Raw genomic sequence first — 22,621 nt, forward strand, 5'->3', positions numbered from 1 at the left:
TCCGGGTTGCGGGCCCTGAAGCCTGGGCAATGCTAAAATGGGGTGCCGTTGCCGGGTGCCATCGTGCTGGTTGTTATCGACAACTACGACAGCTTCACCTACAACCTGGTGCAATACCTGGGGGAGCTAGGCGCAGGGGTACGAGTTTTTCGCAATGACGAGATTTCAGTGGCCCAGCTGCGCCAGATGCGTCCCCAGGCGGTTGTCATTTCTCCAGGGCCAGGACGGCCCGAAGATGCCGGCATCTCGCTGGAGTTGATCCGCGAGCTGGGGCCGGAGCTGCCGATTTTGGGCGTCTGTCTGGGTCACCAGTGCATTGGACAGGTCTACGGCGGTCGGATCGTGCGCGCACCTGAGCTGATGCACGGCAAGACTTCCCTCATCTATCATCGAGGGGTGGGAGTGTTTGAGGGGCTGAGCCAGCCTTTTGTTGCAACCCGCTACCACAGCTTGGTGATTGAGGCTTCCACCTGTCCTGACGAACTAGAGGTGACGGCCCAAACTCAGGACGGCATCATTATGGGGATCCGCCACCGCCGCTATCTTCATGTGCAGGGCGTGCAGTTCCACCCGGAGAGCATTTTGACCGCGGAGGGCAAACGCCTGCTGAGCAACTTCCTGCGCTTGGCCCAGATCCCTACCTCGGGATTGCTCCAGCCGGCGGCTGCCGGGGTTGTGTCAAGGATCCCCACCCGATGAAGCGTCGCCAACTTTTGCAAGCCAGCGCCAGCTTGCTGGGATCCCTTGCCGCAGGGGGTCAGTGGGCAAGGGCGCAAACTGATCCTTCTCCAGGGGGATCCCTGGAGTTTACCCCCGGCTCCAGCGCCCAGGGCCTGCAGCTGACCTGGCTGCACCACAGTTGCGTTTTGTTTGAGGGGGAGGGCAAGCGCTTTCTGGTTAACCCCTTTCGGCCAGCCGGTTGTACAGCCGGCTACCCTCCCCCCCGCGTCGCTGCCGATCTGGTGCTCCTCAGCAGCCGCCTTTTGGACGAGGGAGCTTTGGACGTGGTGCCCGGCAACCCCAAAGTGCTGTTTCAGCCAGGCGACTACCTCATCGACGGGATCCGCGTGCAGGGGGTGCGCATGCCACGTGGCCCCCGCTTTGGCCTCAACGTAGGCTGGCGCTGGCGCATGGGCGGGATCGACATTGTCCACCTGGGAGGGGCACTGCAGCCCATTGGCCGGGAGCAGTCCATCTTGCTCTCTCGCCCTGACCTGTTGTTGGTGCCGGTGGGAGGTGGGCCGAAGAATTACGATCCCAAGGCAGCCAAGGCAGCCATCGAAGCGCTGCAGCCCAAGTTGGTCATCCCCACCATGTATCGCACCGCCGCCGCCGAGGAGTCCCAATGCGAGCTGTTGCCTCTGGAGGCGTTTTTGCGCCTATTTCCCCCCGCTGCCGCGCAACCTGCCCTCAGCAACCCATTGCTACTTTCGGCTCAAGCCCTGCCCAGGCAAGGGATGGCCATCCTGTACTTTGAGCAGTAGGGCCACGCAGCGCAGGCGATGGGCTGTAGGCGTCAGCCTGGGAGTTTTACCACCCCAACACCCAGGCAAAGATTAAAGGCGCCACGATGGTGGCATCCGACTCGATGACGAACTTGGGTGTGTCGACCCCCAACTTGCCCCAGGTGATCTTCTCGTTGGGCGCCGCCCCCGAGTAGGAGCCGTAGCTGGTGGTAGAGTCGCTGATCTGGCAGAAATAGCCCCACAGGGGGATCCCCTTGCGGCCTAGGTCTTGGTGCAGCATGGGCACTACACAGATGGGAAAATCTCCGGCAATGCCACCGCCAATCTGGAAGAAGCCGACGGAGCACTCCGCTGAGGTGCGTGTGTACCAATCGGCCAGGTGGATCATGTACTCAATGCCCGTGCGGACGGTGTGGACATTGCGGATCTCGCCGGTGATGCAGTGGGCAGCGTACATGTTGCCGGTGGTGGAGTCCTCCCAGCCCGGCACGTAGAGGGGCAAGTCAGCCTCCATGGCCGCGTAAACCCAGGAATCCCGGGGATTAATTTGGTAGTAGGGCTCCAGCCTGCCGCTGCGCAGGATGCGGTAGATGAACTCGTGCGGGAAGTAGCGCTCCCCCGCCTGGTCGGCAGCTATCCACTCTTCCAGCAGAGCTTTTTCTAGGCGCCGCATCGCCTCCTCTTCCGGGATGCAGGTATCCGTTACCCGGTTCAGGTGCCGCTCCAGCAGCTCCTGCTCCTGCTGCGGGCTGAGATCCCGGTAGTTGGGCACCCGCTCGTAGAAGTCGTGGGCAATGAGGTTAAAGATGTCTTCCTCAAGGTTGGCGCCAGTGCAGGAGATGGCGTGCACCTTGCCCTGCCGAATCATCTCCGCCAGGGAAAGGCCCAGCTCCGCCGTGCTCATGGCACCCGCCAAGGTCACCATCATCTTGCCGCCCTTTTCCAAGTGGGCAGAGTAGCCCTTGGCCGCTTCTACCAGGGCGGCGGCGTTGAAGTGGCGAAAGTGATGCTCGATAAATTGGCTGACAGGGCCGCGGGTCACGGTTTGAGTTTCCGGCAATCTGGATTTGCTTTTGCAAAGCACAATCTCTAATTTTACCAACTCTTGCTGCCGGTGAAACGGTGCGTCGGCAACACCACTGCGAGCAACCTCCCCAGGCGTCACTTCTCCGCGAGCCGACGGAAGAGGCATAGTTCTTTGCACTTGGGCTCGGGATTCTTTGCGGAAGATTTAGCCTTCTCTCAGCCCTGGTCGGAACCCATGTCAGAATGGTGGCGACAGTGTTCTCCAGGGTTGCTATTGGATCCATGCCTCCTGTCAGCACTGCCGAGCCGGCTGAGCCGGTTGCCGCAACTGCTGAGGCCGCTTCTCCAGAGCCAGTGCCTCCTGCCCCGGCCACCTCAGAGCCAGCCCAAGTGGAATCTCCCCTGGGATCCCTGCGGCGCTGGTGGGCGCGCTGGAAATACAAGCTGCGCTTGGAGACCCAGTTGCTCTTTGTGGCCACGCTGGTGGTCTCGCTGGTGGTGAGCAGCTTCACCTTCTGGGCCGTCAGCACCGTGCAGCAAGATGCCCGCTTTAACGAGGCCCGCTTTGGCCGGGATCTAGGGTTGCTATTGGCAGCCAATGTTGCTCCCCTCATTGCTGAAGAGCGCCTTGGTGAAGTGGCCCAACTGTCGCGGCAATACTTTGAGAGCACCAGCAGCATCCGCTATTTGCTCTACGCCGACCCCGAGGGGAACATCTACTACGGGATCCCGTTTTCCAACCAGGAGGTGAAAACCTCTCTCAGCCTTACCCGTCGCATGCAACTGCCGGGCAACCGTCCGCCTGCTGAGGGCCAGCCCCTGGTGCGCGCCCACCTCACCCCTGCCGGGCGGGTGACGGACATTTTTGTTGGCATCTACCATCAGGGCCGCTTTTTGGGCACCCTGGCCCTGGGCATCAACCCCAACCCTGCCCTGGTGCGCTCTACGCAACTGGCGCGCGAGGTCTCGATTGGGGTGTTTTTGGCGGTGTGGGTTCTGGCCATCCTGGGAGCCGTGGTCAACGCTCTCACCATCACCTACCCCATCAAGGAGCTGGTCAAAGGCGTCCAGGAAATCACCAAGGGTAACTTCAAACAGCGCATCGACCTGCCCTTTGGGGGGGAGCTGGCCCAACTCATCGACAGCTTTAACAAGATGGCAGAGCGGCTGCAGAGCTACGAGGAGCAGAACATTGAGGAACTGGCTGCTGCCAAGGCTAAGCTGGAGACGCTGGTGTTTTCCATCGTCGATGCGGCCATCTTGCTGGATGCCGAGTTTCGGGTCCTGCTGATCAACCCAGCTGCCTCGCGCATGTTTGGCTGGGAAGGCGAGCCTGTCCTGGGCAAACCCTTGCTGGAGCTCTTGCCCGAGGATCTGCGGCAGCAACTGGCCCGCCCGCTCACGCAAATTGCCCGCGGGGATCAAGAGGCAGAGGAAATTCGCGTCAACCTCACCAGCCCTACCAAGCGGGTTATCCGCATCCTGCTTTCGCCAGTGTCCGACCCGCGGCGGCAAAACCTCAAGGGGATTGTCATCACCGTGCAGGATATTACCCGCGAGGCAGAGCTCAACGAGGCCAAAGCCCAGTTCATCAGCAACATCAGCCACGAACTGCGCACTCCTCTATTTAGCATCAAGTCCTTCATCGAGACCCTCTACGAGTATGGCGAGCAAATGTCGCCGCAGGAGCGGCTGGACTACCTGGAAATTGCCAACCGCGAAACAGATCGCCTCACTCGTTTGGTCAATGACGTATTGGATTTGTCGCGCCTAGAGTCGGGCAAGCAGTATCACTTTGAGGCTGTTGACATCTCCGCCGTTATCGAGCAAACCCTGCGCACCCATCACCTGCAAGCCCGCGACAAGGGGATCCTGCTGCGCCAGTTTCTCGATCCGGATCTGCCGCCGGTGTGGGGCAACTACGATCTCCTCTTGCAGGTCATGACCAACCTCTTGAGCAATGCCATCAAGTTCACCCCCTCCGGAGGCACAGTGACGGTGCATGCCCACCTGGTGGTTCGGCCGGATGGAGCCCCACAGGCAGTGCGGGTGGCGGTGGCCGACACTGGCATTGGCATCGCCCCGGAGGATCAGGAGCGGATTTTCGAGCGCTTTTTCCGAGTGGAGAACCGGGTACATACCCTGGAGGGCACTGGCCTGGGCCTAGCCATCGTGCGCAACATCCTGGAGAAGCACCGAACCCGCATCTGCCTAGAAAGCAAGCTGGAACAGGGCTCCACCTTTTGGTTTGACCTGCACCTGTACACTGAGGAGGGCCCCTTGGAGTTTGAGGACCAGCCAGCCGAGACGGATCCCCCCAGTTGCCGCTGGCGGCAGTGACCTTGAGGAGCAAAAGGCTGGGGTTGGGATGTTCTACACTGGAGAAAGTTTTAACTAGACGGTTTTGCCATGCCGCCGCGCTGGCCCCGCAAACCCTCCCGTCGGGATCCCGAGTTTCGCAAGCTGGATGACCGCTACACCTACGCAACTCATCTGGCTGTTTTTCTCTGCAGCGCCTCGGGGCTAGTGTTTTTCCAACAGCTGTATCGGGCCGATTGGCCGTGGCTGCTACCTCTACTAGGCTGGTGGGGCCTAGGCTTGGGGATCCACAGCTTTTGGCTCTTTTTTGTGGCCCGCTACCCCGACGACCCAAGCTTTCGGGATCCCGCCAACGAAGACTCTGCAAGTTAGCTAGAGGCGGAGCGCTGCCGTTGTTGCCGCCGCGAAAGCAGGGGAGAGAGGTCGCTCTCGTCGTAGATCTCCCCCACCAGCTCCTCCAAGATGTCCTCCAGCGTGATGAGGCCACTGGTGCCGCCAAATTCATCCACCACAATCCCCAGGTGTTGGCGGGAGCGCAGCATCTCTTTAAGCAGTAGGCTGACGCGCTTGGTCTCGGGGACAAAAAAGGGCGGCGACATCGCCTTGGTTACCTCGACATTGCCTTCTTGCTCCAGGTGGCGCAGGGCCTGCTTGAGGTGGATGACGCCCACAATCTCGTCTTTGGATTCCCCTTGGACGGGGATGCGGGAGTAGCCTGTCTCCAGGCAGAGTTTCACCACATCCTGCAGCGTTTTATCGTGGGAGATGGTTTCCATTTTTACTCTAGGCTTGGCCACATCCCGGGCCCGCAGCCCATCTAAAGCTAGGGCACCGCGGAACAGACGCCGCTTCTGCCAGTCCAGCAGCCCCCGCTGCCCCAACACATCAATCAACAGTTCCAAATCCTTGAGAGAAGTAGTGGACGTCAAGGGAGAAAGCTCCAGGAGATGAGAAAGTCTGCCAACAAGCCACTCAAAGGCATGGGTCAAAGGGCGCAGCAGCACCGCTAGGGCATAGACAGGCCGCACCACCCAGCGGAAAACTGCCAGCGGATGGCTGACCGCCAAGGACTTGGGAGCCACTTCGCCTATCAAGAGCACCAGGATCGTGGTGGGCAGGGTGGCAACCAAGCCCCCCAGCGGGGATCCCAGCAGCTCGATGGAGATGGTTGTAGCCAGGGCAGCAATGCCAATGTTGACAAAGTTGTTCACCAGCAGCAAGCTCGTGATGAGTTGTGACCGCTGCTGTTGAACCAGCCGGTAGAACCCCTGCGGATCCCCCTCGTCCTCGATGAGGGACTCCAGGCGCAGGTTGTCCATGGCGGTAATGGCTGTCTCCGCACCGGAGCAAAACGCTGAGACAAGGAGTAAAACGGCAAGGAGAAGCAGACTACCCATAGCGTTCCCGACTACCCAGAGCCGGAGAGAAGGCGTTTGCGTTGGGGAGGCACTTCCCTTATCCCGCTACCTCACTTCGCGGCTTAGCCTTTTGCATCGGGCTGCTCTGAGCCGGCCTTCTCCAAAAGCTGCCGGTACAACGTCACAATTTTGTTCTCCACCTCGGCCTGGCTTAGGTGATCCGTATCGATCAAAATGGCATCGGGAGCAGGCCGCAAGGGCGCAATCTGACGCTCACTGTCGTAGCGATCCCGCTGCTCGAGCTGGGCTTTTAGTTCTTCCAAGGACACTACCTGCCCTTGCGCCTGCAGCTGATGTTGCCGACGCTGCGCCCGCTCTCCCAGCGAGGCCGTTAAGAAGACTTTTAGCTCAGCATCGGGAAAGACATGGGTACCAATATCGCGTCCTTCCAGAACGGCCCCTCCATCTCGACCTAGGAGGCGCTGCTGCTTCACCAACTCCTGTCGCACCCCTGGCACTGCCGCCACTTGGGAAACCCAGCGGGTTACTTCAGGAGAGCGAATGGCCTGGGTAATTTCTTGGCCATTGGCCCAGATGCGGGTTGGTTCGTCAGGGGAGGGGCCGCTTTGCAGCCTCAGTTGAGTTTGGGCAGCCAGTTGGGTGAGCTGCTCGGCGTCGTCCAACGGGATCCCCCGCTGCAGGGCTAGCCAGGTAATAGCCCGATACATGGCCCCTGTGTCCAGGTACAGCAACTGCAGCTGAGCGGCCACCGCTCGGGCTACACTGGACTTACCCGCTCCTGCAGGGCCATCAATGGCAATCAGGGGACGGCGCCCTCTCTTTGGAGAAGGCAGCAGGGCCCCCTCTTCCTTTGGAGGCAGCAAATCGCTTTTCTCCCTTGCCAAAAGTAAGTTGTCGATGAGGCGCGTTTGCCCGACGTAGGCTGCAATAGCTAGGAGCCCCTTGTCTTTTACTTCCGAGAGGGGCTGGAGGCTTTGCGGATCCACCAGCTCCAAGTATTGCAGGCGCAGCTCAGGGGTGTGCTCCAGCTCGGCACGCGCCGCCGCTAGGATCCCTTCAGCAGAGGAATCTCCGGCCTGCCAGTGCTCATAGCCCCGGCGCAAAGCGCGGTAGAGGCCCGCTGCCACCTGCCGTTCCTCTGCCGAGAGGTAGCGGTTGCGGGAACTGTAGGCCAGGCCATCCGCCTCTCGAACGGTGGGGCAGGGGACAATGGTGGTGGGAATCTTCAGGTCTTGAACCAGCCGCTGGATGATGGCCAGTTGCTGGGCATCCTTTTGGCCAAAGTAAGCCCGCTGGGGCTGGACCAGGTTTAGCAGTTGTACCACAATGGTGGCTACACCGCGGAAGTGGCCTGGCCGGTGGGGAGCACAGAGGGTTTGCAAGAGGGAGGGCGGGGGATCGACCCAAGTGCGATCTCTAGCAGATGCCGGGTCCGCTCCCATTTCTTGCAGGTCGGGGGCAAAAACCACATCCACGCCTGCGGCTTCACACAGAGCTCGATCTCCCTCCTCATCGCGGGGGTAGCGCTCCCAGTCCTCATTGGGGCCAAATTGCAGCGGGTTGACGAAAATACTGACCACCGTGTGGTCACACTCCTGGCGGCAGCGGCGAATCAAGCTAAGATGCCCCTCGTGCAGGGATCCCATCGTTGGCACCAGGCCGATGGTGGATCCCCGCCACTTGGCCACTTGCTCCCGCAACGCCGCCACCGTGCGCAGCCACTGCATGGCTTTGCCGCCTTACCCCCTTGGCCAGTTTCCTAGCTGCCGGCCAGGACCAGTTGGCTGGGCTACCTGCCTTTACAGACCCATCTTATTGCTACGCTGATACTGCCGGTAGGCCGACACAAACAAGCCTGCTAGGGTAACTAGAACCATCCCCAAAACGATCCCCAGCAAAATGGGCTCGATCACAAACCCCACCTCCTACTCCAAACCTAGATCATGATAAGCCATGCTCCAAAAACTGCCGAGCTGGCTTGTAGGTACCCGCTGGCCTTTGACTGCCGTGGCGTGTAGGCTGAGGATCCCCCGGCCATGATGGCCTCTAACTCTTCTTGCTCTCCCAGCTTGAAGGAGCGCCTGTCTAACCTGGAAGGACACCTACGTCCTTTGGCAGAAAAGGCTGTGCCTCTGCTGGTGGCAGACTCGGATCCGCTGCAGGTGTGGGCTTTGGTTTTGGCCTGCCAGCGCTTGGGGATCCCCCTCTTCTTGGCCAATCCCCGCTGGGGAGAACGGGAGTGGAGCCAGGCTTTGGCTGGCCTGGGATCCGCTTGGCGCTGGCGGCAAGGGCAGTTACAGGGGGATCCCACCTCCTCCACCTCCCCTCTGGGGCACTGGCAGCGGATCTTGCCCAGCGCTGATTGGCCAGTGATTGGGATCCCTACTGGTGGCTCCAGCGGCCAGGTGAGATGGGCGGTGCACTCCTGGCGTACCCTCAGCGCCTCCGCCAGAGCCCACCAACAGCACTTTGGCGTGGAGTGTGTCCATAGCTATTGCATGCTGCCCTTGTACCACGTCAGCGGCCTCATGCAGGCCGTTCGCTCCTGGCTGAGCAACGGGCAGTGGGTTGTCTGGGATTGGAAACGCCAGCAGCAAGCCGAGGCCTGGGATCCGCCTTTGCCGGGTAGCTTCCTGTCCCTGGTGCCCACCCAGTTGCAACGGCTGCTACTGGATGCCCGGCCGAGAGTGCTAGAAAGCCTGCGCCAATTCCAGGCCATTTTGGTTGGCGGCGGCCCTACCTGGCCCAGCTTGCGACAACAGGCCCGGCAGTTGTACCTGCCCCTGGCCCTCACCTACGGCATGACCGAAACCGCCTCCCAGGTATGTACGCTGCTGCCGCAAGCCTTCTTACAAGGGAGCGACAGCTTGGGTCGACCCCTACCCCATGCCCGCCTGGAGATCCGGGGCGAAGCCGGGGATCCCCTACCCGTCCAGACAGTGGGCTCTATCCACGTCTGGGCCGAATCCCTGGCCCTCGGCTACTACCCCTTGGCAGGGGAGGCTGATGGCCTAGGCAAGTGGCAACAGCAGGGTTTGGCCCCTGGGGATTGGGGCTACCTCGACTCCCAAGGTCACCTCCACTGGCTGGGCCGCGCCGACGACCTAATCCTAACGGGAGGGGAAAAAGTGATGGCGGCTGAGGTGGAAGGGGAAATCCGCGCCAGCGGCTGGGTGGAAGATGTCTGTGTGCTGGGCCTGCCTGACCAGGAGTGGGGGCAGCAGCTGGTGGCGGTGGCTGTGCCCAAGGTTGGGATCCCTCTGACCGCCGACGAGCTGGAGGAACACCTAAAGCGGCACCTCGCGCAACAACTAAGCCCCTTCAAACACCCCAAGCGGTGGCTATGGTGTAGCGGGATCCCGCGCAACCCTCAGGGCAAAGTCAACCGCCAACAACTCCGGCAGTGGGCAGCTCAGACGTTGGGGATCCCAACGCAGGCAAGTTAGCGGGATCCCTCCCGAATGCCCAGACGGGCTAAATCTCGCTTGATTTCAAAGGCCAATTCTCGGTTGTGCGGCTCCGTGGCCAAAGCTTTTCTCAAGTAGGCTTCCGCCTGCTGATAGCGCCCCTCGTAGATCAAATGGTTGCCGAAGCGCTGGTAGGCCAACGCCAAGATGTGGATGGCCTCGCTGGAGTTGGGAAACCGTTTCAGCAGCGCCTCCGCCTGGGCCACCGCCGTGGGCAACTTCCGCTCCCGCCAGGCTGCCTTGACGCGGGCAATCCCCTCCTTGAGCCCTTCCGGATTGGGCTGCTCTGCCGATGAGGGGCCTATGCTGCGAATGACCACCCGCCTTTCGCCGGCAGCAGGAGAGCTGGGTGGAGATTGACGTTGTGCAGATTGACGTTGTGCATCGTAGCGCCGCCGCTGCTCAGGGTCGCTCAGCACTTGGTAGGCTTGGAGGATTTGTTGGAAACGCTCTCGGGATCCCTCCCCTGCCACATCAGGGTGAAACTGCCGCGCCAACCGTCGAAACGCCTGTTTAATCTCTTCAAGGTCCGCTGCAGGAGATAGGTTCAGGATCGCGTAGTAATCCATAAACGGTGGCGCAACTAAGGGATCGGGAAAAGACCTGGCCAAAAACCAGCTCTAGTCTATCGCTGCGGCCCCGGCTTGACCAAGGGATCCCACCAAGCGCTTGGTTCTCCCGCTTCCCTCAGCAGCAGGGATCCAGTGTTAGACTTTGCCCAAGTTGTTTGGAGCCTCCATTCCGGCCTATCGAGGATCCCTTCCTGTTGCCCAACTTCATTGCAACTTGGCTTTTTTGTTATGAGTGAAGCGCTTCATCAAGCTCTTGCCAATCGAGATCTAAAACAATTATTGGCCCATTTGCAGCGGGGGGAAGATGTGAATGCTGTCGATGCTCAGGGAATGACTTTGCTTCATAAAGCGACACTCCTTGGCGATTTGGAACTGTTGGATTTGCTCTTGGCCCATGGCGCTTCTGTCCACGCTCTGGATCCTACAGGGGCAACTCCACTCCATTTGGCTGCCGCCAGCGGCCAGGTGGAAGTGGTGGAGCGGCTTCTGAAAGCAGGCAGCGATATCAACTTGCCAGACCGCCATGGGTACACTCCTCTGCATCGGGCTGTCTTGGCCGATCGAGCAGAAGTCATCAGCCTGCTGATTCAACAAGGGGCAGATGTCTGTAGGGTTCTTCACTGGGCTGTGGCCACGGGTCGGAAAAGTGCTCTGGCCCGCCTACTTTCTAAAGGAGCCCCTGTGGATGCAGTCGACGAAGCAGGGCGAACCCCTTTACACGAGGCAGCGGCCCAAGGACATCTAGGTATTGCTCGCTTTCTGATCCTGTACGGGGCTAACGTCAATGCCCGCAGCCGCTTTGGAGCAACGCCCCTGCACTGGGCTGCCTGGGGAGGACATGTCCCGATGCTGGAGCTTTTGCTGGAGCATGGGGCCGAACTAAACCCTCGCAATCAGGATGGATACACTCCCTTAGCCTATGCGCAAAAACGCCAGCACAGGCTAGCTGTCCAGTGGCTACAGGAACGAGGTGCAACTCTCTGAACTTCTCCCACCCCCCCAATCCCCTCAAAAAACCCTGCCCCTGTTAACAGCCTAGAACCTCGACCAGGAGGAAAAGGGATCCCTTGGCTGGTTCCGCCGGTGCGGGATCCCCTGCTTCGCCCAAGACAAGAGAGGAAGACGAACACCCAACTGGGTGACAGCATAGCACTATTGAGATTAAATTGCAATATCTTACCCAGCTAGCTGGGGGTCTCCTTGATAAAGACTTGCATCAGCACGGGAGGTTCTGGTAGAGTTCCTGCCTAGAGGGTAGTTGGCAAAGATTTGCAGCTAGACTCCGCCGGAGAAGAGGCTTAGAGTGGCAGGTATGGAAGGGCAGCAAGTTCAGGCAGACGTATGGTGTCGGCCGTTGGGACAACTGGCGCCTCAGTGGTGGCTGGGATGGAGTCCTGAGCAGGGCTTTCGGCTCTACCGCAAAGAGTTTCTGCCTTCTCCTTGTGCTTTGCGGATTAGCTACCGAGAGCAAGACGGCTGGCTGGATGTGTATCTGGGGGAAGCCGAGCAGCATCCCCAGCGGCGGTGCAGCCTCTTAGAGGCAACAGCGCGGGTGGCTTTGCACTACTTGCCAGAGGATTTGCCCCAGGTTCGCCTTCTTCAGTGCCCGCATGAGCGCATTCCTCTGCGGCTTTGGCAGCGGCTAACGCAGCAGCATAGCTGAGAACAGTTCAGAATTTGGGTAGCTCCGCGGGCTCTCCTCTAGTCCTTGATTCACTGGACAATTGGCCACTTTGTTGCATAACCAACCTTCTGCCTTGACGGAGATGGGCTGAGCTAGTAGGCTTGCGAGTACATCCTTTCTGGTAGGCATTTTGCCTAGGCTAAGGTTGGCTCCGTCTTTAGCCGGTGTGCCTTATGGGGGCTCGTAGCACCTACCTGCAGCAAGGCCTACGGCCCGCTATCGCGATCGCGGGGAAGTCACGCCTGTGGAGATCCCTCTGGCGGGGTGGTAGGGGTGGACTCTGCCACTAGCTACGGGTCGTGGAAGCAGGAAGAAAGCGTCAACCTGGAGCAAAAGTCCGCTTTTAAGTCTTTCAGAGCGGTCAGCCAAAGTTACCCAGAAGCCGGTCTCCTTCTTTGGGGAGCGGGGAGTGCCATGATGGACTGGAGCCACCCAAGGACCTGCCCGTATGACCACCGCTGCTTTACCTCGTCGTCGCTCTCACTTGTCCCTGGCCGGCACTTTGGCTGCCGTTGGGGGGGCACTGCTGTGTGGGATCCTGGTAGTGCAGCTCCAGTTGCCCATGTTGGAGCGGATCAACCTGGAGGCCATAGAAAATGCCGAGGTCCGCAAAAACCGCAACATTGCCCTGGCCAATACCTTGGGCTGGCTGGGCTACCGCAATCTGGGAGCTTCCTGGCTGTGGTTAGAGCTGATCCAGTACTACGGCGACGCCCGCGCCCGCGCCCAGACCGGCTACGGCCTTGCCTACGAGTACTTTGACCACATGCTGCGGCTGGATCCCTCTTTCTTCCAGGGCTACCGACTGTCTAGCTTGGTGTTGGCCTATTGGGCCGGTCAGCCGGAAAAAGCTATCGAGATTTTGGATCGCGGCCTACAGCAGTTCAACCCCCAGAACAATCCCGATGCCTGGCGGCTCTACGTGGATCGCGCCCTGATCAATTTCATGTTTCTGGGGGATGCGGAAGCAGGTCGCAATGACTACTACCAAGCCGCGGCCTGGCGGGAGCAGGTGGGCTTGCCCGGCGACGACTTTCGCCAGTTGGGGGACAACATTGCCCGCAGCCCTCTCAGCCGCCGTTCTCGCTTCGATGTCTGGCTGAGCGTGTTTAACGCCACCAGCGACCGGGACACCCGCTTGTTTGCCCTAAAGCAACTGGCCCAACTGGGCACGGTTTTGCGGACGCTGCCCACAGGTGAAGTGGAAATTCTCCCGCCTCCCCTGCCTGATGGGATCGAGGGAGAGCCCTATCGCCTCCGTCTGTAATTTCACTGCCAGCGCAAAGATTGTGCTCCAGGAGCAGGCTCTGCTGAGCTGAACTCTAGCCCGAATGCTGCTGTTTGCTTGAGGTGGTTGGCCAAAAGCCGTGTCTTTTGGCTAGGAAAGTTAGCTTTCCTTGTGCGAAAGGTGGCAGCCACCGTCCCAGGGAGCAGCAGCTACCCTTGTAGAAGCCTCTAGGGACGCTCTAGGGCTTGGGTTTGTTCCCAGAGTTTTTCTTGACTTCACCTTAGGAGTGACCCCTATGAGCTCAAAAACTTCCCTCCCGATGACGGCGGCTGTCCTTGCCAGCCATTGGGTTATCCTGCCTGCAGCAGCCCAATCTTTCGAGACAGTGCGAGTGCGGCCGGTGGTCGATGGGGACACCTTCTGGGCAGACCTAAACGGCAGGCCAACCCGTTTTCGCCTTGCCTATGTAGATGCGCCGGAGCTGACGCAGGGACAGTGGGGACGGCTCTCGCAGGAGGCTTTGCAAAAGCTGCTGCCACCGGGATCCCTGGTGCAGGCCGACACTCTTTACATCACCCCAGAGGGGCTGCACATTGTCGAGGTGTACAACGCCGATGGCCTGGTGAATTTGGAGATGCTGCGCCAAGGACAGGCGGTGGTCTACGAGCGCTTTTTGCACGAGGCCAACCGGGAGCGCTACCTAGAAGCTCAAGGGGTCGCGCAGGCGGCACACCGTGGTTTTTGGCAGCAACCCAAGCCGGTGATGCCGTGGGAGTTTCGAGAAACAGCGCTGCAAACTGTAGCTTTTGCAGGGCCTTACGCTTTGGAGGGGTCTTTCCTGCAGGAAAACCCAGCCGCAGCAGCAGGTGTGGGTATTGCCACGGCGGTGGTGATGGTGGGGCTAGGCAAACTGCTGGGGAAAAAGTCCAGCCAGCAGGGGGTAGGCATCCGGCAGCTGGAGCGGGATCTCAAACACCTGCAGCGCAGCCTGACCACAACCCTGGCCAGCCGTAAGCAACTGGAACGGAAGTACACTCAACTCCTGCAAAAGGCCGAGGATTGGTTGGTCAGAGCCCAAAGGGTTCTCCTCTAGTCCTTGATTCACCGGACCTAACCAACCTTCTTCCTTGACGTAGATGGGCTGAGCTAGTAGGCTAGCAGGTACATCTTCTTGGGTAGGCGTTTTGCCTAGGCTAAAGTTGGCTCCGTATGAGCCGGTGTGCCTTATGGGGGCAGGGAGCACCTACCTGCAGCAAGGCCTACGGCCCGCTATCGCGATCGCGGGGAAGTGACGCCTGTGGAGATCCCTCTGGCGGGGTGGTAGGGGTGGACTCTGCAACTAGCTATGGGTCGCTGAAGCAGGAAGAAAGGCTCAACGCCGAGTGAAAGTCTGCTTTCACCCGGGGTTGTATAAGTAGTCTTTCAGAGCGGCTATCCAGCATAACCAGGACGAGCTGGCACGCCAGGCTTTGGTGCAGCGAGACCAACATCTCAGGGCGGCAGAGATCGTTCGCCGCTCCCTAGAGGAGGTGGAAGCCCAGGCAGTTGCCCTTCGCGAGGGCATTTCCCACCTAGAAAGCCAGATTGCAATGGCCAAGCTGGAACAGGAGAGGAACACCTAAGCTTCTCCGTAAGTAGGGGTGCCCCAGTGGGAGCCCCCGGAGGAAGGGGTCTCAAGGCAGTTTCTGCAGCATGGCCGGCCCTGGCGCAGGGTTGCAGCAGGAGGTTGACCTGCAGATCACCCCGTGTCCAGCCGACTACCTTCGGTTTTGCCTCCTGTCTGGGCAGCGCTGCGCTTCAGCCCCCTAGGTTTCGCGAGGAGTTCTCACGCCTGAAGAAAGGATCTCTCCCCCCGAAGAGGGTAGAGGGCTTGGATCTGCGCATTGGCGAAACGGTTGTTAGGGATCCCCGTAGCCAGAGACTCAAGTTGCAGCCTAGTGGGGGGAGGCAGGGGTTGCCTAGATTGGGATCAAGGCGGCTGGGGCTCGAGGCAGGGGCAGGGTTATAGACTGGGAAAGGATTCGGTGAGAGAAAGCTGCTGCTGCGGGCTCTTGTTCTAGCTTTAGCGCAGCGTGGAGTACAACGTGGGAGCAATGGCCTTCTTAGCTTGCGGTTCTTCTTTCCCTCGGCGTTGGGGGAGAGCGCTACAAAGCTGGGGGAGCTGGACAGGACTGTTGCTCCTGGCTCTGCAACTGGGGCAGTCTGCTGGGGCTCAAGAGACCCAAGTCTGGATTGGCACTGGCCAGATCCTGAGCGGCCAAGGACAGGGGGCAACGGTGCAACTGGTTCTGGAAACAGGAGGCGGACGGATTTGGAGCCAGTCGGGGCCAGCTTTGGATGCGCCCTTTTCTGGCGAACAGATTTCGGTTACCAGCGGCGATGGCACCTGGCAAATCCAACCCCAAGGGGATCAGTTGGTGGTGACCTTTTACCGCGGTGAGCAGATCATCCGCTGGCAACTACGCCCTGTGGGCAAGGTGCCAACTTCTTCTTCCCCTCTGCCACCTGCCTCTTGGAGGGGCGAGACCCCCCAGCCCCTGGCTTTGCCTAAGCGAGAGCTAGTTCTTCCTGTCCTCAATCTGCTACGCCATCCCTAAAGGATGGGGGTGTTCTTGCTTTGCTTGCTGCCAAAGCGCCTCTAGCTCTTGAGGGCTGCGGCCTTCGAGAGGGGAGTCTTGTTCTGCCTGTTGCCGCGCCAGCTCTTCCAGGCGCAAAAAGCGGCGAGCAAGGCGCAGGTTAGTCTGGGTCAGAGCCTGGACAGCATCCAGCCCATACCAGCAGCCCAAGGCGACCAGGGCAAACAGCAGATCCCCCAGCTCAGCTTCCTGTCGCGCCCGGTCGGGGGGATCTCGTTCCAGCTCTTGGCGCAGTTCGGCCTCCTCCTCGCGGATCTTGGCCCAGATCCTTTCTCCTGTTGGCCACTCCAACCCCGAGCTCACCACCTTTTGGGAGATTTTCAAGGCGGCCAGCAGGGGGGGTAAAGTTTCAGCGTAGTGCAGCAGTTTTTGACCCAGAGTTTGCTGCGGCTGCTCTTGCTGCTTGATGTCTTCCCAAAAGCGGTGCAACTCGGACAGGTCAGAACTCTCTGGCTGGGGGCTATCCCCAAACACATGGGGGTGGCGACGGATGAGCTTGTCGGCAATCCGCGCTGCCACGGTTTCCAGGTTGAAGTGGTTGCGCTCAGCAAAAATCTGGGATTGCAACACCACCTGCAACAACAAGTCCCCCAGCTCTTCGGCAATAGCCGCCGGATCCCCGGATCGAATGGCCGCCACTGTCTCGTAGGCTTCTTCAAGGATGTAGGGAGTGAGGGATTCGGGCGTTTGGGCGCGATCCCAAGGACAACCCCTGGGGGAACGTAGCTGGGCCACGATTGCTGCAAGGCGGCTGAGGTGCTGGGCAGACTCGGCGCGCTCCAGGTAGAGATGGGCAAAAGCACCCGTTTTTTCAGGCTCCCAGCTTTGCAGCGTCAGGGGGCCAGCCACCACTTGCAAGTCTGCTGTCAGCAGCGTCAAAGATTGAGCAGGGGCACAGACCTGCCGTAAACAACGATCCAGCTCTGCCAGTTCCTTGCTCCCGCAATTTTTCAGCAGCAGGGATCCCTGCCCCGCCGCCGACCAGTGGGCCAGCTCCTCTTGCCAGTTAGGCTGTAGGCTGTCCAGCGTTTGCAGCATGGTCGTAGGTGCGGCCCAGATCTAGAAGACGCCTGAGCTGCTCGAGGTCAATGAAACTCAGCTCCAAAAGGATCATCAGCAGCGGTCCTTGCTGGCGGCGCTGCAGTTTCTTGGCCAAGCTCAGTTGCGAGCGGTCGATGATGCCCGCTTGCAAGAGGTATTCTTCCAAAGCCGGAGGAGGAATGGGATCTACCATGGTCGTTTCCAATCCTGAAAAGAACCGCTGAAAAAACTGAGAAAGTAGCCGGCTGACGTAACTATTCTTAACACTCCTACAGGGTTTGCGCAAAGAGGCGGCAAGCAGGCCAAGGGTGAGCAAGGGGAATGAGGTCGAGTGGTTGCCACCCAGAGCACGGGAAATCAAGGCCCTGAGGTCAGAGTATAATAGCAAGTCTGCTGGCGATTGACAGCGGCTTAGGAAGCCGAAGCACTTTCCTTAAGCTGACTGGGAGCTGCTGTTTTTAGCGCCGCGCTTCTGGCGGCAGGGAGCTAGCGCAAGCTCCGCTGAGCTGAAAGCAGGTGTTCTCGTCACCCCTTGGGGGATTCTTGCTATGGCTGAACCTCAAGATTTGCTGCCGGTGGGGGCAAGGGTTGAGGTAGTGGAGATGCCTCCTTATCTAAAGACGGCCGATCCAATCCCAATGTTGCGCCCGGCCCATCTGATTCGGCTGCACGAGCAAGGGGTGATTCGGCAGCGGCGGATGTTGGGCACTTATTGTGTGCAGTTTGCCAATGGCCTCTTTTTGATCGACGGCAAATATCTTGCCCCCGTGGGATCCCGCTGAGATGAAGCTACAGGCCTTGAGAGGGCCGGCAGACTTTCGCGGTAGATTAAAGGTGCTTGCTGGAGTCGGGTCAACATTCAGCACCGCGGCGGGAGTCAGGCTGGCTTGCGGCATTGGCAATTTAGGCTAGCGTTGCGTATGCCCAGAGTTATCGTCACCGATCCCATTGACCAGGCGGGAATTGACATCCTCTCCCAGGTAGCTCAGGTGGATGTGCGCACCAACCTCACCCTCGAGGAGCTGATCGCAGTTATCCCCAACTACGATGCCATTATGGTGCGCTCCGGCACGCGGGTTACCCGTGAGGTCATTGAGGCCGGGAAGAACTTGAAAATCATTGGCCGGGCAGGGGTAGGTGTGGACAACATCGACGTGGCTGCTGCCACCAAAGCAGGGATCCTGGTGGTCAACTCCCCTGAGGGCAATACTATCGCTGCCGCCGAGCACGCTATTGCACTGATGATGGCCCTCTCGCGCCACATTGCCGATGCCAATGCCTCCCTGAAAGCAGGCCAGTGGAAGCGAGAGGAGTTTGTGGGGGTAGAGGTTTACAAAAAGACCCTGGGTATCGTTGGCCTGGGCCGGATTGGCTCCCATGTAGCCCAGATTGCCAAAGCGATGGGGATGCGGCTTTTGGCCTACGATCCCTACATTTCCGTAGAGCGGGCGGAGCAACTGGGGGTGCGCCTGGTGGATTTCACAACCCTGGTGCAGGAATCGGACTACATCACCCTGCATGTTCCCAAGACCCCCGAGACCACTAACCTATTTAACGCTGAAACCTTTCGCCTAATGAAGCCGACCGCCCGCCTGATTAACTGTGCCCGTGGCGGCCTAGTAGACGAGCAGGCCCTTTACGAAGCCCTCAAATCCGGCCAGATTGCCGGGGCGGCCCTGGACGTCTTTGCCGAAGAGCCCCTCAGCAAAGATTCACCTCTTCTTTCCTTGGGCAAGGAGCTCCTGCTGACACCGCACCTGGGGGCTTCTACCGAGGAGGCGCAGGTCAATGTAGCCATCGATGTAGCCGAGCAGATCCGCGATGTGTTGCTGGGGCTGCCCGCTCGCTCGGCTGTGAACATTCCCGGCCTGCAGGCAGAGGTGCTGCAAAGCCTCAAGCCCTACCTCGAGTTGGCCGAAACGCTGGGCAACCTGGTGGGTCAGTTGGCGGGGGATCGGGTTAGCCAGTTGGAGATCCGCCTGCAGGGATCCCTGGCAGAGAAAGACAGCCGGCCAATTGTCATCGCTGCCCTCAAGGGGCTTTTGACGCTGGCCTTGCGGGAGCGGGTCAACTACGTCAACGCTTCCATTGAGGCCAAGGAGCGGGGCATCCGCGTAGTGGAAACGCGGGATCCCTCGGTGAAGGACTATTCCGGCTCCCTGACCTTGATTGCCCACGGCCCCAATGGGGTGCGTTCCGTCTCGGGGGCGCTGATTGGGGAGCGGGAGGTGCGCATTACCCAGATCGACGAGTTCCCGGTCAATGTGCCGCCTTCGGCCAACATGCTGATGACCTTGCACCGGGATATGCCGGGGATCATCGGGCGGATTGGCACCCTGCTGGGGGCCTACAACGTCAACATCGCCAGCATGCAGGTGGGGCGCAAGATCATCCGCGGCGATGCGGTGATGGTGCTCAGCCTAGATGATCCCCTGCCAGATGGAATCCTAGAAGAGGTGCTCAAGCAGCCGGGCATTCGCGACGCTTTTGTGGTGAACCTTTGACAGCTTTTGGCGCCAGTGAGGAAGTGCTGAGTTGAGGTGAAGCTGGAGCCCGAATAACCTGTCGCCAATGGGTGGGATCTCAACCTGGGATTGGCCTGGGTTTCTGGAGTCGCTGGGCCACTTTGGCGTCGATCTCAGCCTGGATCGCATGCAGGTTCTGCTGCAGCGCCTGGGCCAGCCGCAGGCGGGGATCCCAGCCATCCACGTCGCTGGCACCAACGGCAAGGGATCCGTCTGCGCCTGGGTTAGCCACGTGCTGTGGGCGGCGGGCTACCGGGTGGGCCGCTACACCTCCCCCCATTTGGTAGATTGGCGCGAGCGGATCTGGCTCAATGGGGAGTATATTTCCGCCACCGACTGGAGCCAAGCGTTGGCCCAAGTGCGGGACTGTCTACAAACTTACGCTCCTGGCGAGGCTTCTCCGACGCAGTTTGAGGCCCTCACTGCTGCTGCCTGGCTATACTTCCGCCAGCAAAAGGTGGAGGTGGCTGTAATGGAAGTGGGCTTAGGGGGTCGGCTAGATGCCACCAATGCCGGAATCGAGCCGGTGGTGACCGCCATCACCTCCATCGGCTGGGATCACTGGCAACGCCTAGGCAATAGCCTGGAGCAAATTGCCGCCGAAAAGGCCGGCATCCTTAAGCCAGGGATCCCCGTGGTATGCGCGCCCCAACCCCCTGAGGTGATGGCCGTGCTCCAAGCCAAGGCAGAGCAGGTGGGCAGTCCCCTGCGGGTAGTGGAGCCTCTGCACTGGTCGGGTCCCCAGACTGTCCGCTGGCGGGATCAGGTGCTTACCCTGCCCCTGGCCGGTGAGGTGCAACTGGTCAATGGGGCGGTAGCTCTGGCCGTTGTGGAAACTCTTCAGGAACAAGGTTGGCAAATCCCAGATGTTGCTGTTGCCAAAGGATTTGCTCTCACCCGTTGGCCGGGCCGCCTACAGAGAGTGCAGATGGGATCCCGCCAGCTGCTGCTGGATGGAGCCCATAACTTGCCGGCTGCCCAAGCTCTGCGCCGCTACCTCGACCAGCACCAGCCCGGACCCCTCACCTGGTACATGGGCATCCTCACTACCAAGGATGTCAAGGGTATTCTGGCTACCCTACTGCGACCGGGGGATCGCTTCCTGGCCCTGCCCATCCTCGGCCATGCGGGAACGGATCCGCAAGAATTGGCCCACCTAGCTCGAAGCCTCCAGCCCCATCTCTGCCTTGCCCAGGCCCTGCCAGATCTTGACGCTCTGCGGGCCCAACTGCAGCAGCCTCCTGATCCCGACGAGCCACCCGGGGTGGTCTGTGGATCCCTATACCTGCTGGGCCAGGTGATGCAGGCTTGCCTAGGATGGGATCTGGCCTGCTGAGAATCCTGCCGCTAGTCTGACCAAGCGCCTCCTTTTGCCGCCTTATCGGGATGACAGGATTTGAACCTGCGGCCCTCTGCTCCCAAAGCAGATGCGCTACCAAGCTGCGCTACATCCCGTCGCTACTAAATTATGGCAGAAAATTGCCCCAGATCTCTACCTGCAAGCGCCAAACTCCTGCCCCCTCTTCTCGCCTCACAGGTAGTGGCTGATGTCGTCCCCCCGCTCCGCTAGGAAGGACAGAGCTCGCAAGCGCAGCCTTACCAACTGCTCATAAAAGGGGTTGAGCTTGCATAGTGCTGGGATGTGCATTACCCTATAGCCAAACAAGATGATGTCTCGCTCAAAGGGGCAGCGGGCGGGAATCCGCCGGCACAGAAAGTGGGCAAGGCGGGGATCCCGCACTTCTACAGCATCGATGGCTGCTCGAATAAGCTCCAGAGGGGTCTGTAGCCAGTTGCCTAGACGAGCTGCAGACTTGAGATACATAGAAGCCATAGGACAGTTTTCTCTCTCCTAACCGTTAGTTTGACTTTCCCGGCGGAAAGCTTGCCTTCGGGAATAAGGATCTCTGCTCAACCTTGCAGAGCTACATGTTTTGCATACAAAAGTTGATTTGTAAATAAAGCTACATTCTTACCCTCTCTCCAGTTCCTCCGATATACTCCTACCTAACCCATCATAGGTATCTATACCCATCAGTGGATCTGGAGAAACCCCCTGGGGGAGGAGGGGGATCCCTGTACCTATAGGTGCCTTCTAGCCCTAGGTTAACCCTAGCTTTTCCCTGGCAAAAGCCTCCTGAAAACTCCTGGAAGTCGACCTCCCTAGCGTAAGAAACGGGCCAACAGCAGCAGGCCGAGGCCGCCGAAGAGGAGGTTGAAGCTCCAGGCTGCTGCCCAGGGGGGAAGAGCTCCTGCTTCCCCAAGGCTGCGAGACACGCTCAGCACCACGTAGTAGGCGAACACCAAGAGGATCCCCAAGACGACGCCCCCGTAGCGGCCTACGCTTCGCGCGGTGGTGGAGCCTAAGGGGAGGGAAATGAGCACGGCAAAAAAGCTGGCCAAGGGCAGGGAAAAGCGCATGTGGAACTCGGTGCGCAGAGGTTGAGTATTGAGGTTGGAGCGGGCAAGGTGGGCAATGCGCTCCGCCAGCTCCGGCAGGCTCAGCTCGTTGGGGGGAACTGGCGGCTGCATCAGGGTGGCCAGATCTTGGGAGACTTCTAGCGGCTTGTAGTCGAAGGGTTCCTCGGCCAGGCTGAGGCCGTCGGGGCCGTAGCGGTGGGTTACGCCTTCCCTGAGAGTCCAGCCCAGGCCATTCCACACTGCCTGAGCTGCCAGGGTCACCTCCACCAACTGGTACTTGCCCCCCGGCAAGGGATCCACCCGCAAGATGGTGACATCCTGCATGGTGTTGAGGCGGGGATCCACCTGGCGGATAAAAAACCAGAGGTTGTCTTCGGTTTTGAAAAAGACGTCGTATTGCACCAAACTGGTGGCCTGGGTCAGAAGTGCCTGCTGGTCGATACGGCGGATTTCCCGCTTGCTAGCTGGCAAGAGCACGTTGCTCATCACAAAAGCGGCTAGGCTCAAAAGCAGCCCCACTAGAAGTAGAGGTCGAAAAATGCGCGTAAACGGAATCCCCGCCGCCCGCATGGCGGTTATTTCACTGTTGCCGCTCAGCTTGCCCAAGGTCAGTAGGGTGGCAAAAAAAGCGGCGATGGGCATGCCCAGCACCACCATCTCCGGCAGATCCAAAATGAGAAGGCGCAACACCCCTAGGGGTGGCACGGATCCCTCGACCAGCCGCTCGGCCAGAGTAAAGAGCCGGCCCGCCAAGAGCAGCAGGGTTCCCCCCGCCAGGCCAGCCAAAAGGGGGGCGAGCATCTGGCCAAAGAGGTAGCGCTCCAGCAGCCAAAACTTGGTGAACAAGCGGGCCATCT

The 22,621-nt window shown here is 59.8% G+C and carries 23 protein-coding genes and 1 tRNA gene; 14 read left to right on the forward strand and 10 right to left on the reverse strand.

Annotation, left to right across the window (positions count from 1 at the left end):
* The first annotated feature begins 63 nt into the window (after positions 1-63).
* Both NW833_RS07385 and NW833_RS07390 read left to right on the forward strand, forming a co-directional pair.
* Entirely contained in the window at positions 64-699 is a 636-nt protein-coding gene (locus NW833_RS07385; RefSeq protein WP_099813308.1) for an anthranilate synthase component II, read from the forward strand.
* On the forward strand, positions 696-1,484 hold the full coding sequence (locus NW833_RS07390) for an MBL fold metallo-hydrolase (protein WP_414396338.1): 789 nt from the start codon (positions 696-698) through the stop codon (positions 1,482-1,484). Before NW833_RS07385 ends, NW833_RS07390 begins: the two co-directional genes overlap by 4 nt.
* A 46-nt stretch (positions 1,485-1,530) precedes the next feature.
* On the opposite strand, the gene NW833_RS07395 is transcribed toward NW833_RS07390, so the two are convergent.
* On the reverse strand, positions 1,531-2,526 hold the full coding sequence (locus NW833_RS07395) for a deoxyhypusine synthase family protein (RefSeq protein ID WP_414412041.1): 996 nt from the start codon (positions 2,524-2,526) through the stop codon (positions 1,531-1,533).
* A gap of 248 nt (positions 2,527-2,774) precedes the next feature.
* Here NW833_RS07395 and NW833_RS07400 point away from each other — a divergent pair, with 248 nt between their 5' ends.
* Both NW833_RS07400 and NW833_RS07405 read left to right on the forward strand, forming a co-directional pair.
* Positions 2,775-4,832, forward strand: a complete 2,058-nt coding sequence (locus NW833_RS07400) for an ATP-binding protein (protein ID WP_414412042.1) — start codon at positions 2,775-2,777, stop codon at positions 4,830-4,832.
* Positions 4,833-4,901: 69 nt separating this feature from the next.
* Positions 4,902-5,183: a 2TM domain-containing protein gene (locus NW833_RS07405; RefSeq protein ID WP_414396344.1), complete on the forward strand. Its 282-nt coding sequence runs from the start codon at positions 4,902-4,904 to the stop codon at positions 5,181-5,183.
* Here NW833_RS07405 and NW833_RS07410 read toward each other — a convergent pair.
* From NW833_RS07410 to petG, 3 genes are all read right to left on the reverse strand, one after another.
* The gene (locus NW833_RS07410; RefSeq protein ID WP_414412043.1) at positions 5,180-6,208 is read right to left on the reverse strand and encodes a hemolysin family protein; all 1,029 of its coding nucleotides are present in this window, start codon (positions 6,206-6,208) and stop codon (positions 5,180-5,182) included. The two genes, NW833_RS07405 and NW833_RS07410, sit on opposite strands and share 4 nt — an antisense overlap.
* Positions 6,209-6,291: 83 nt before the next feature.
* Positions 6,292-7,917, reverse strand: a complete 1,626-nt coding sequence (locus NW833_RS07415; protein WP_414412044.1) for a bifunctional pantoate--beta-alanine ligase/(d)CMP kinase — start codon at positions 7,915-7,917, stop codon at positions 6,292-6,294.
* A 72-nt stretch (positions 7,918-7,989) separates the two neighbouring features.
* Positions 7,990-8,103: a cytochrome b6-f complex subunit V gene (gene petG / locus NW833_RS07420; RefSeq protein ID WP_414361271.1), complete on the reverse strand. Its 114-nt coding sequence runs from the start codon at positions 8,101-8,103 to the stop codon at positions 7,990-7,992.
* A gap of 126 nt (positions 8,104-8,229) precedes the next feature.
* Between petG and NW833_RS07425 the strand changes: the two genes are divergently transcribed.
* Complete coding sequence (locus NW833_RS07425) at positions 8,230-9,636, forward strand: 2-succinylbenzoate--CoA ligase (RefSeq protein ID WP_414412045.1); 1,407 nt, start codon at positions 8,230-8,232, stop codon at positions 9,634-9,636.
* Here the strand turns inward: NW833_RS07425 and NW833_RS07430 are convergent.
* A complete protein-coding gene (locus NW833_RS07430; RefSeq protein WP_414412046.1) occupies positions 9,633-10,226 on the reverse strand; it encodes a DnaJ domain-containing protein in 594 nt (197 codons plus the stop codon). The genes NW833_RS07425 and NW833_RS07430 overlap by 4 nt on opposite strands.
* Before the next feature lie 231 nt (positions 10,227-10,457).
* On the opposite strand from NW833_RS07430, the gene NW833_RS07435 reads away from it, so the two are divergent.
* The 6 genes from NW833_RS07435 (at position 10,458) to NW833_RS07460 (ending at position 15,738) form a co-directional block, all read left to right on the forward strand.
* Complete coding sequence (locus NW833_RS07435; protein WP_414412047.1) at positions 10,458-11,213, forward strand: ankyrin repeat domain-containing protein; 756 nt, start codon at positions 10,458-10,460, stop codon at positions 11,211-11,213.
* 328 nt (positions 11,214-11,541) lie between these two features.
* Positions 11,542-11,892, forward strand: coding sequence for a hypothetical protein (locus NW833_RS07440; RefSeq protein ID WP_414396358.1), 351 nt, complete (start codon positions 11,542-11,544; stop codon positions 11,890-11,892).
* Positions 11,893-12,361: 469 nt separating this feature from the next.
* The gene (locus tag NW833_RS07445; RefSeq protein WP_414396361.1) at positions 12,362-13,180 is read left to right on the forward strand and encodes a hypothetical protein; all 819 of its coding nucleotides are present in this window, start codon (positions 12,362-12,364) and stop codon (positions 13,178-13,180) included.
* A gap of 256 nt (positions 13,181-13,436) precedes the next feature.
* On the forward strand, positions 13,437-14,234 hold the full coding sequence (locus tag NW833_RS07450; RefSeq protein ID WP_414412048.1) for a thermonuclease family protein: 798 nt from the start codon (positions 13,437-13,439) through the stop codon (positions 14,232-14,234).
* A gap of 379 nt (positions 14,235-14,613) precedes the next feature.
* Positions 14,614-14,763: a hypothetical protein gene (locus NW833_RS07455; RefSeq protein WP_414396365.1), complete on the forward strand. Its 150-nt coding sequence runs from the start codon at positions 14,614-14,616 to the stop codon at positions 14,761-14,763.
* Positions 14,764-15,315: 552 nt separating this feature from the next.
* Positions 15,316-15,738: a hypothetical protein gene (locus NW833_RS07460; RefSeq protein ID WP_414396367.1), complete on the forward strand. Its 423-nt coding sequence runs from the start codon at positions 15,316-15,318 to the stop codon at positions 15,736-15,738.
* Here the strand turns inward: NW833_RS07460 and mazG are convergent.
* The gene (gene mazG / locus NW833_RS07465; protein ID WP_414412049.1) at positions 15,724-16,815 is read right to left on the reverse strand and encodes a nucleoside triphosphate pyrophosphohydrolase; all 1,092 of its coding nucleotides are present in this window, start codon (positions 16,813-16,815) and stop codon (positions 15,724-15,726) included. The genes NW833_RS07460 and mazG overlap by 15 nt on opposite strands.
* Complete coding sequence (locus NW833_RS07470) at positions 16,784-17,011, reverse strand: DUF2949 domain-containing protein (RefSeq protein ID WP_414396373.1); 228 nt, start codon at positions 17,009-17,011, stop codon at positions 16,784-16,786. The genes mazG and NW833_RS07470 overlap by 32 nt, the downstream gene beginning before the upstream one ends.
* A 355-nt stretch (positions 17,012-17,366) precedes the next feature.
* On the opposite strand from NW833_RS07470, the gene NW833_RS07475 reads away from it, so the two are divergent.
* From NW833_RS07475 to NW833_RS07485, 3 genes are all read left to right on the forward strand, one after another.
* The gene (locus tag NW833_RS07475; RefSeq protein ID WP_414396374.1) at positions 17,367-17,600 is read left to right on the forward strand and encodes a DUF3148 domain-containing protein; all 234 of its coding nucleotides are present in this window, start codon (positions 17,367-17,369) and stop codon (positions 17,598-17,600) included.
* A gap of 138 nt (positions 17,601-17,738) precedes the next feature.
* Positions 17,739-19,322, forward strand: coding sequence for a phosphoglycerate dehydrogenase (gene serA / locus NW833_RS07480; protein WP_414412050.1), 1,584 nt, complete (start codon positions 17,739-17,741; stop codon positions 19,320-19,322).
* Between the two features lie 67 nt (positions 19,323-19,389).
* A complete protein-coding gene (locus tag NW833_RS07485; RefSeq protein ID WP_414412051.1) occupies positions 19,390-20,679 on the forward strand; it encodes a bifunctional folylpolyglutamate synthase/dihydrofolate synthase in 1,290 nt (429 codons plus the stop codon).
* Positions 20,680-20,724: 45 nt separating this feature from the next.
* Here the strand turns inward: NW833_RS07485 and NW833_RS07490 are convergent.
* The 3 genes from NW833_RS07490 to NW833_RS07500 all read right to left on the reverse strand — a co-directional run bounded on the left by NW833_RS07490 (position 20,725) and on the right by NW833_RS07500 (position 22,619).
* A tRNA-Pro gene (locus NW833_RS07490) sits at positions 20,725-20,798 on the reverse strand.
* A gap of 76 nt (positions 20,799-20,874) precedes the next feature.
* Positions 20,875-21,177 carry a Mo-dependent nitrogenase C-terminal domain-containing protein gene (locus tag NW833_RS07495; RefSeq protein WP_414412052.1) on the reverse strand — a complete coding sequence of 101 codons (303 nt, stop codon included), beginning with the start codon at positions 21,175-21,177 and terminating at the stop codon, positions 20,875-20,877.
* A 329-nt stretch (positions 21,178-21,506) separates the two neighbouring features.
* Complete coding sequence (locus NW833_RS07500; protein WP_414410952.1) at positions 21,507-22,619, reverse strand: LptF/LptG family permease; 1,113 nt, start codon at positions 22,617-22,619, stop codon at positions 21,507-21,509.
* Positions 22,620-22,621 lie beyond the last annotated feature (2 nt).

The organism is Synechococcus sp. O70.1 (assembly GCF_047462215.1).
Classification (GTDB): Bacteria; Cyanobacteriota; Cyanobacteriia; order Thermostichales; family Thermostichaceae; genus Thermostichus.

Excerpts from the sequence above, each read along its gene's own strand:
- serA (WP_414412050.1), top strand. The coding sequence starts at position 17,739 with ATGCCCAGAGTTATCGTCACCGATCCCATTGACCAGGCGGGAATTGAC.
- NW833_RS07425 (WP_414412045.1), top strand. The coding sequence starts at position 8,230 with ATGGCCTCTAACTCTTCTTGCTCTCCCAGCTTGAAGGAGCGCCTGTCT.
- NW833_RS07445 (WP_414396361.1), top strand. The coding sequence starts at position 12,362 with ATGACCACCGCTGCTTTACCTCGTCGTCGCTCTCACTTGTCCCTGGCC.
- NW833_RS07410 (WP_414412043.1), bottom strand. The coding sequence starts at position 6,208 with ATGGGTAGTCTGCTTCTCCTTGCCGTTTTACTCCTTGTCTCAGCGTTT.
- NW833_RS07495 (WP_414412052.1), bottom strand. The coding sequence starts at position 21,177 with ATGGCTTCTATGTATCTCAAGTCTGCAGCTCGTCTAGGCAACTGGCTA.
- NW833_RS07415 (WP_414412044.1), bottom strand. The coding sequence starts at position 7,917 with ATGCAGTGGCTGCGCACGGTGGCGGCGTTGCGGGAGCAAGTGGCCAAG.
- NW833_RS07430 (WP_414412046.1), bottom strand. The coding sequence starts at position 10,226 with ATGGATTACTACGCGATCCTGAACCTATCTCCTGCAGCGGACCTTGAA.
- NW833_RS07435 (WP_414412047.1), top strand. The coding sequence starts at position 10,458 with ATGAGTGAAGCGCTTCATCAAGCTCTTGCCAATCGAGATCTAAAACAA.
- NW833_RS07500 (WP_414410952.1), bottom strand. The coding sequence starts at position 22,619 with ATGGCCCGCTTGTTCACCAAGTTTTGGCTGCTGGAGCGCTACCTCTTT.
- NW833_RS07405 (WP_414396344.1), top strand. The coding sequence starts at position 4,902 with ATGCCGCCGCGCTGGCCCCGCAAACCCTCCCGTCGGGATCCCGAGTTT.
- NW833_RS07475 (WP_414396374.1), top strand. The coding sequence starts at position 17,367 with ATGGCTGAACCTCAAGATTTGCTGCCGGTGGGGGCAAGGGTTGAGGTA.
- mazG (WP_414412049.1), bottom strand. The coding sequence starts at position 16,815 with ATGCTGCAAACGCTGGACAGCCTACAGCCTAACTGGCAAGAGGAGCTG.
- NW833_RS07485 (WP_414412051.1), top strand. The coding sequence starts at position 19,390 with ATGGGTGGGATCTCAACCTGGGATTGGCCTGGGTTTCTGGAGTCGCTG.
- NW833_RS07390 (WP_414396338.1), top strand. The coding sequence starts at position 696 with ATGAAGCGTCGCCAACTTTTGCAAGCCAGCGCCAGCTTGCTGGGATCC.
- NW833_RS07450 (WP_414412048.1), top strand. The coding sequence starts at position 13,437 with ATGAGCTCAAAAACTTCCCTCCCGATGACGGCGGCTGTCCTTGCCAGC.
- NW833_RS07400 (WP_414412042.1), top strand. The coding sequence starts at position 2,775 with ATGCCTCCTGTCAGCACTGCCGAGCCGGCTGAGCCGGTTGCCGCAACT.
- NW833_RS07470 (WP_414396373.1), bottom strand. The coding sequence starts at position 17,011 with ATGGTAGATCCCATTCCTCCTCCGGCTTTGGAAGAATACCTCTTGCAA.
- NW833_RS07440 (WP_414396358.1), top strand. The coding sequence starts at position 11,542 with ATGGAAGGGCAGCAAGTTCAGGCAGACGTATGGTGTCGGCCGTTGGGA.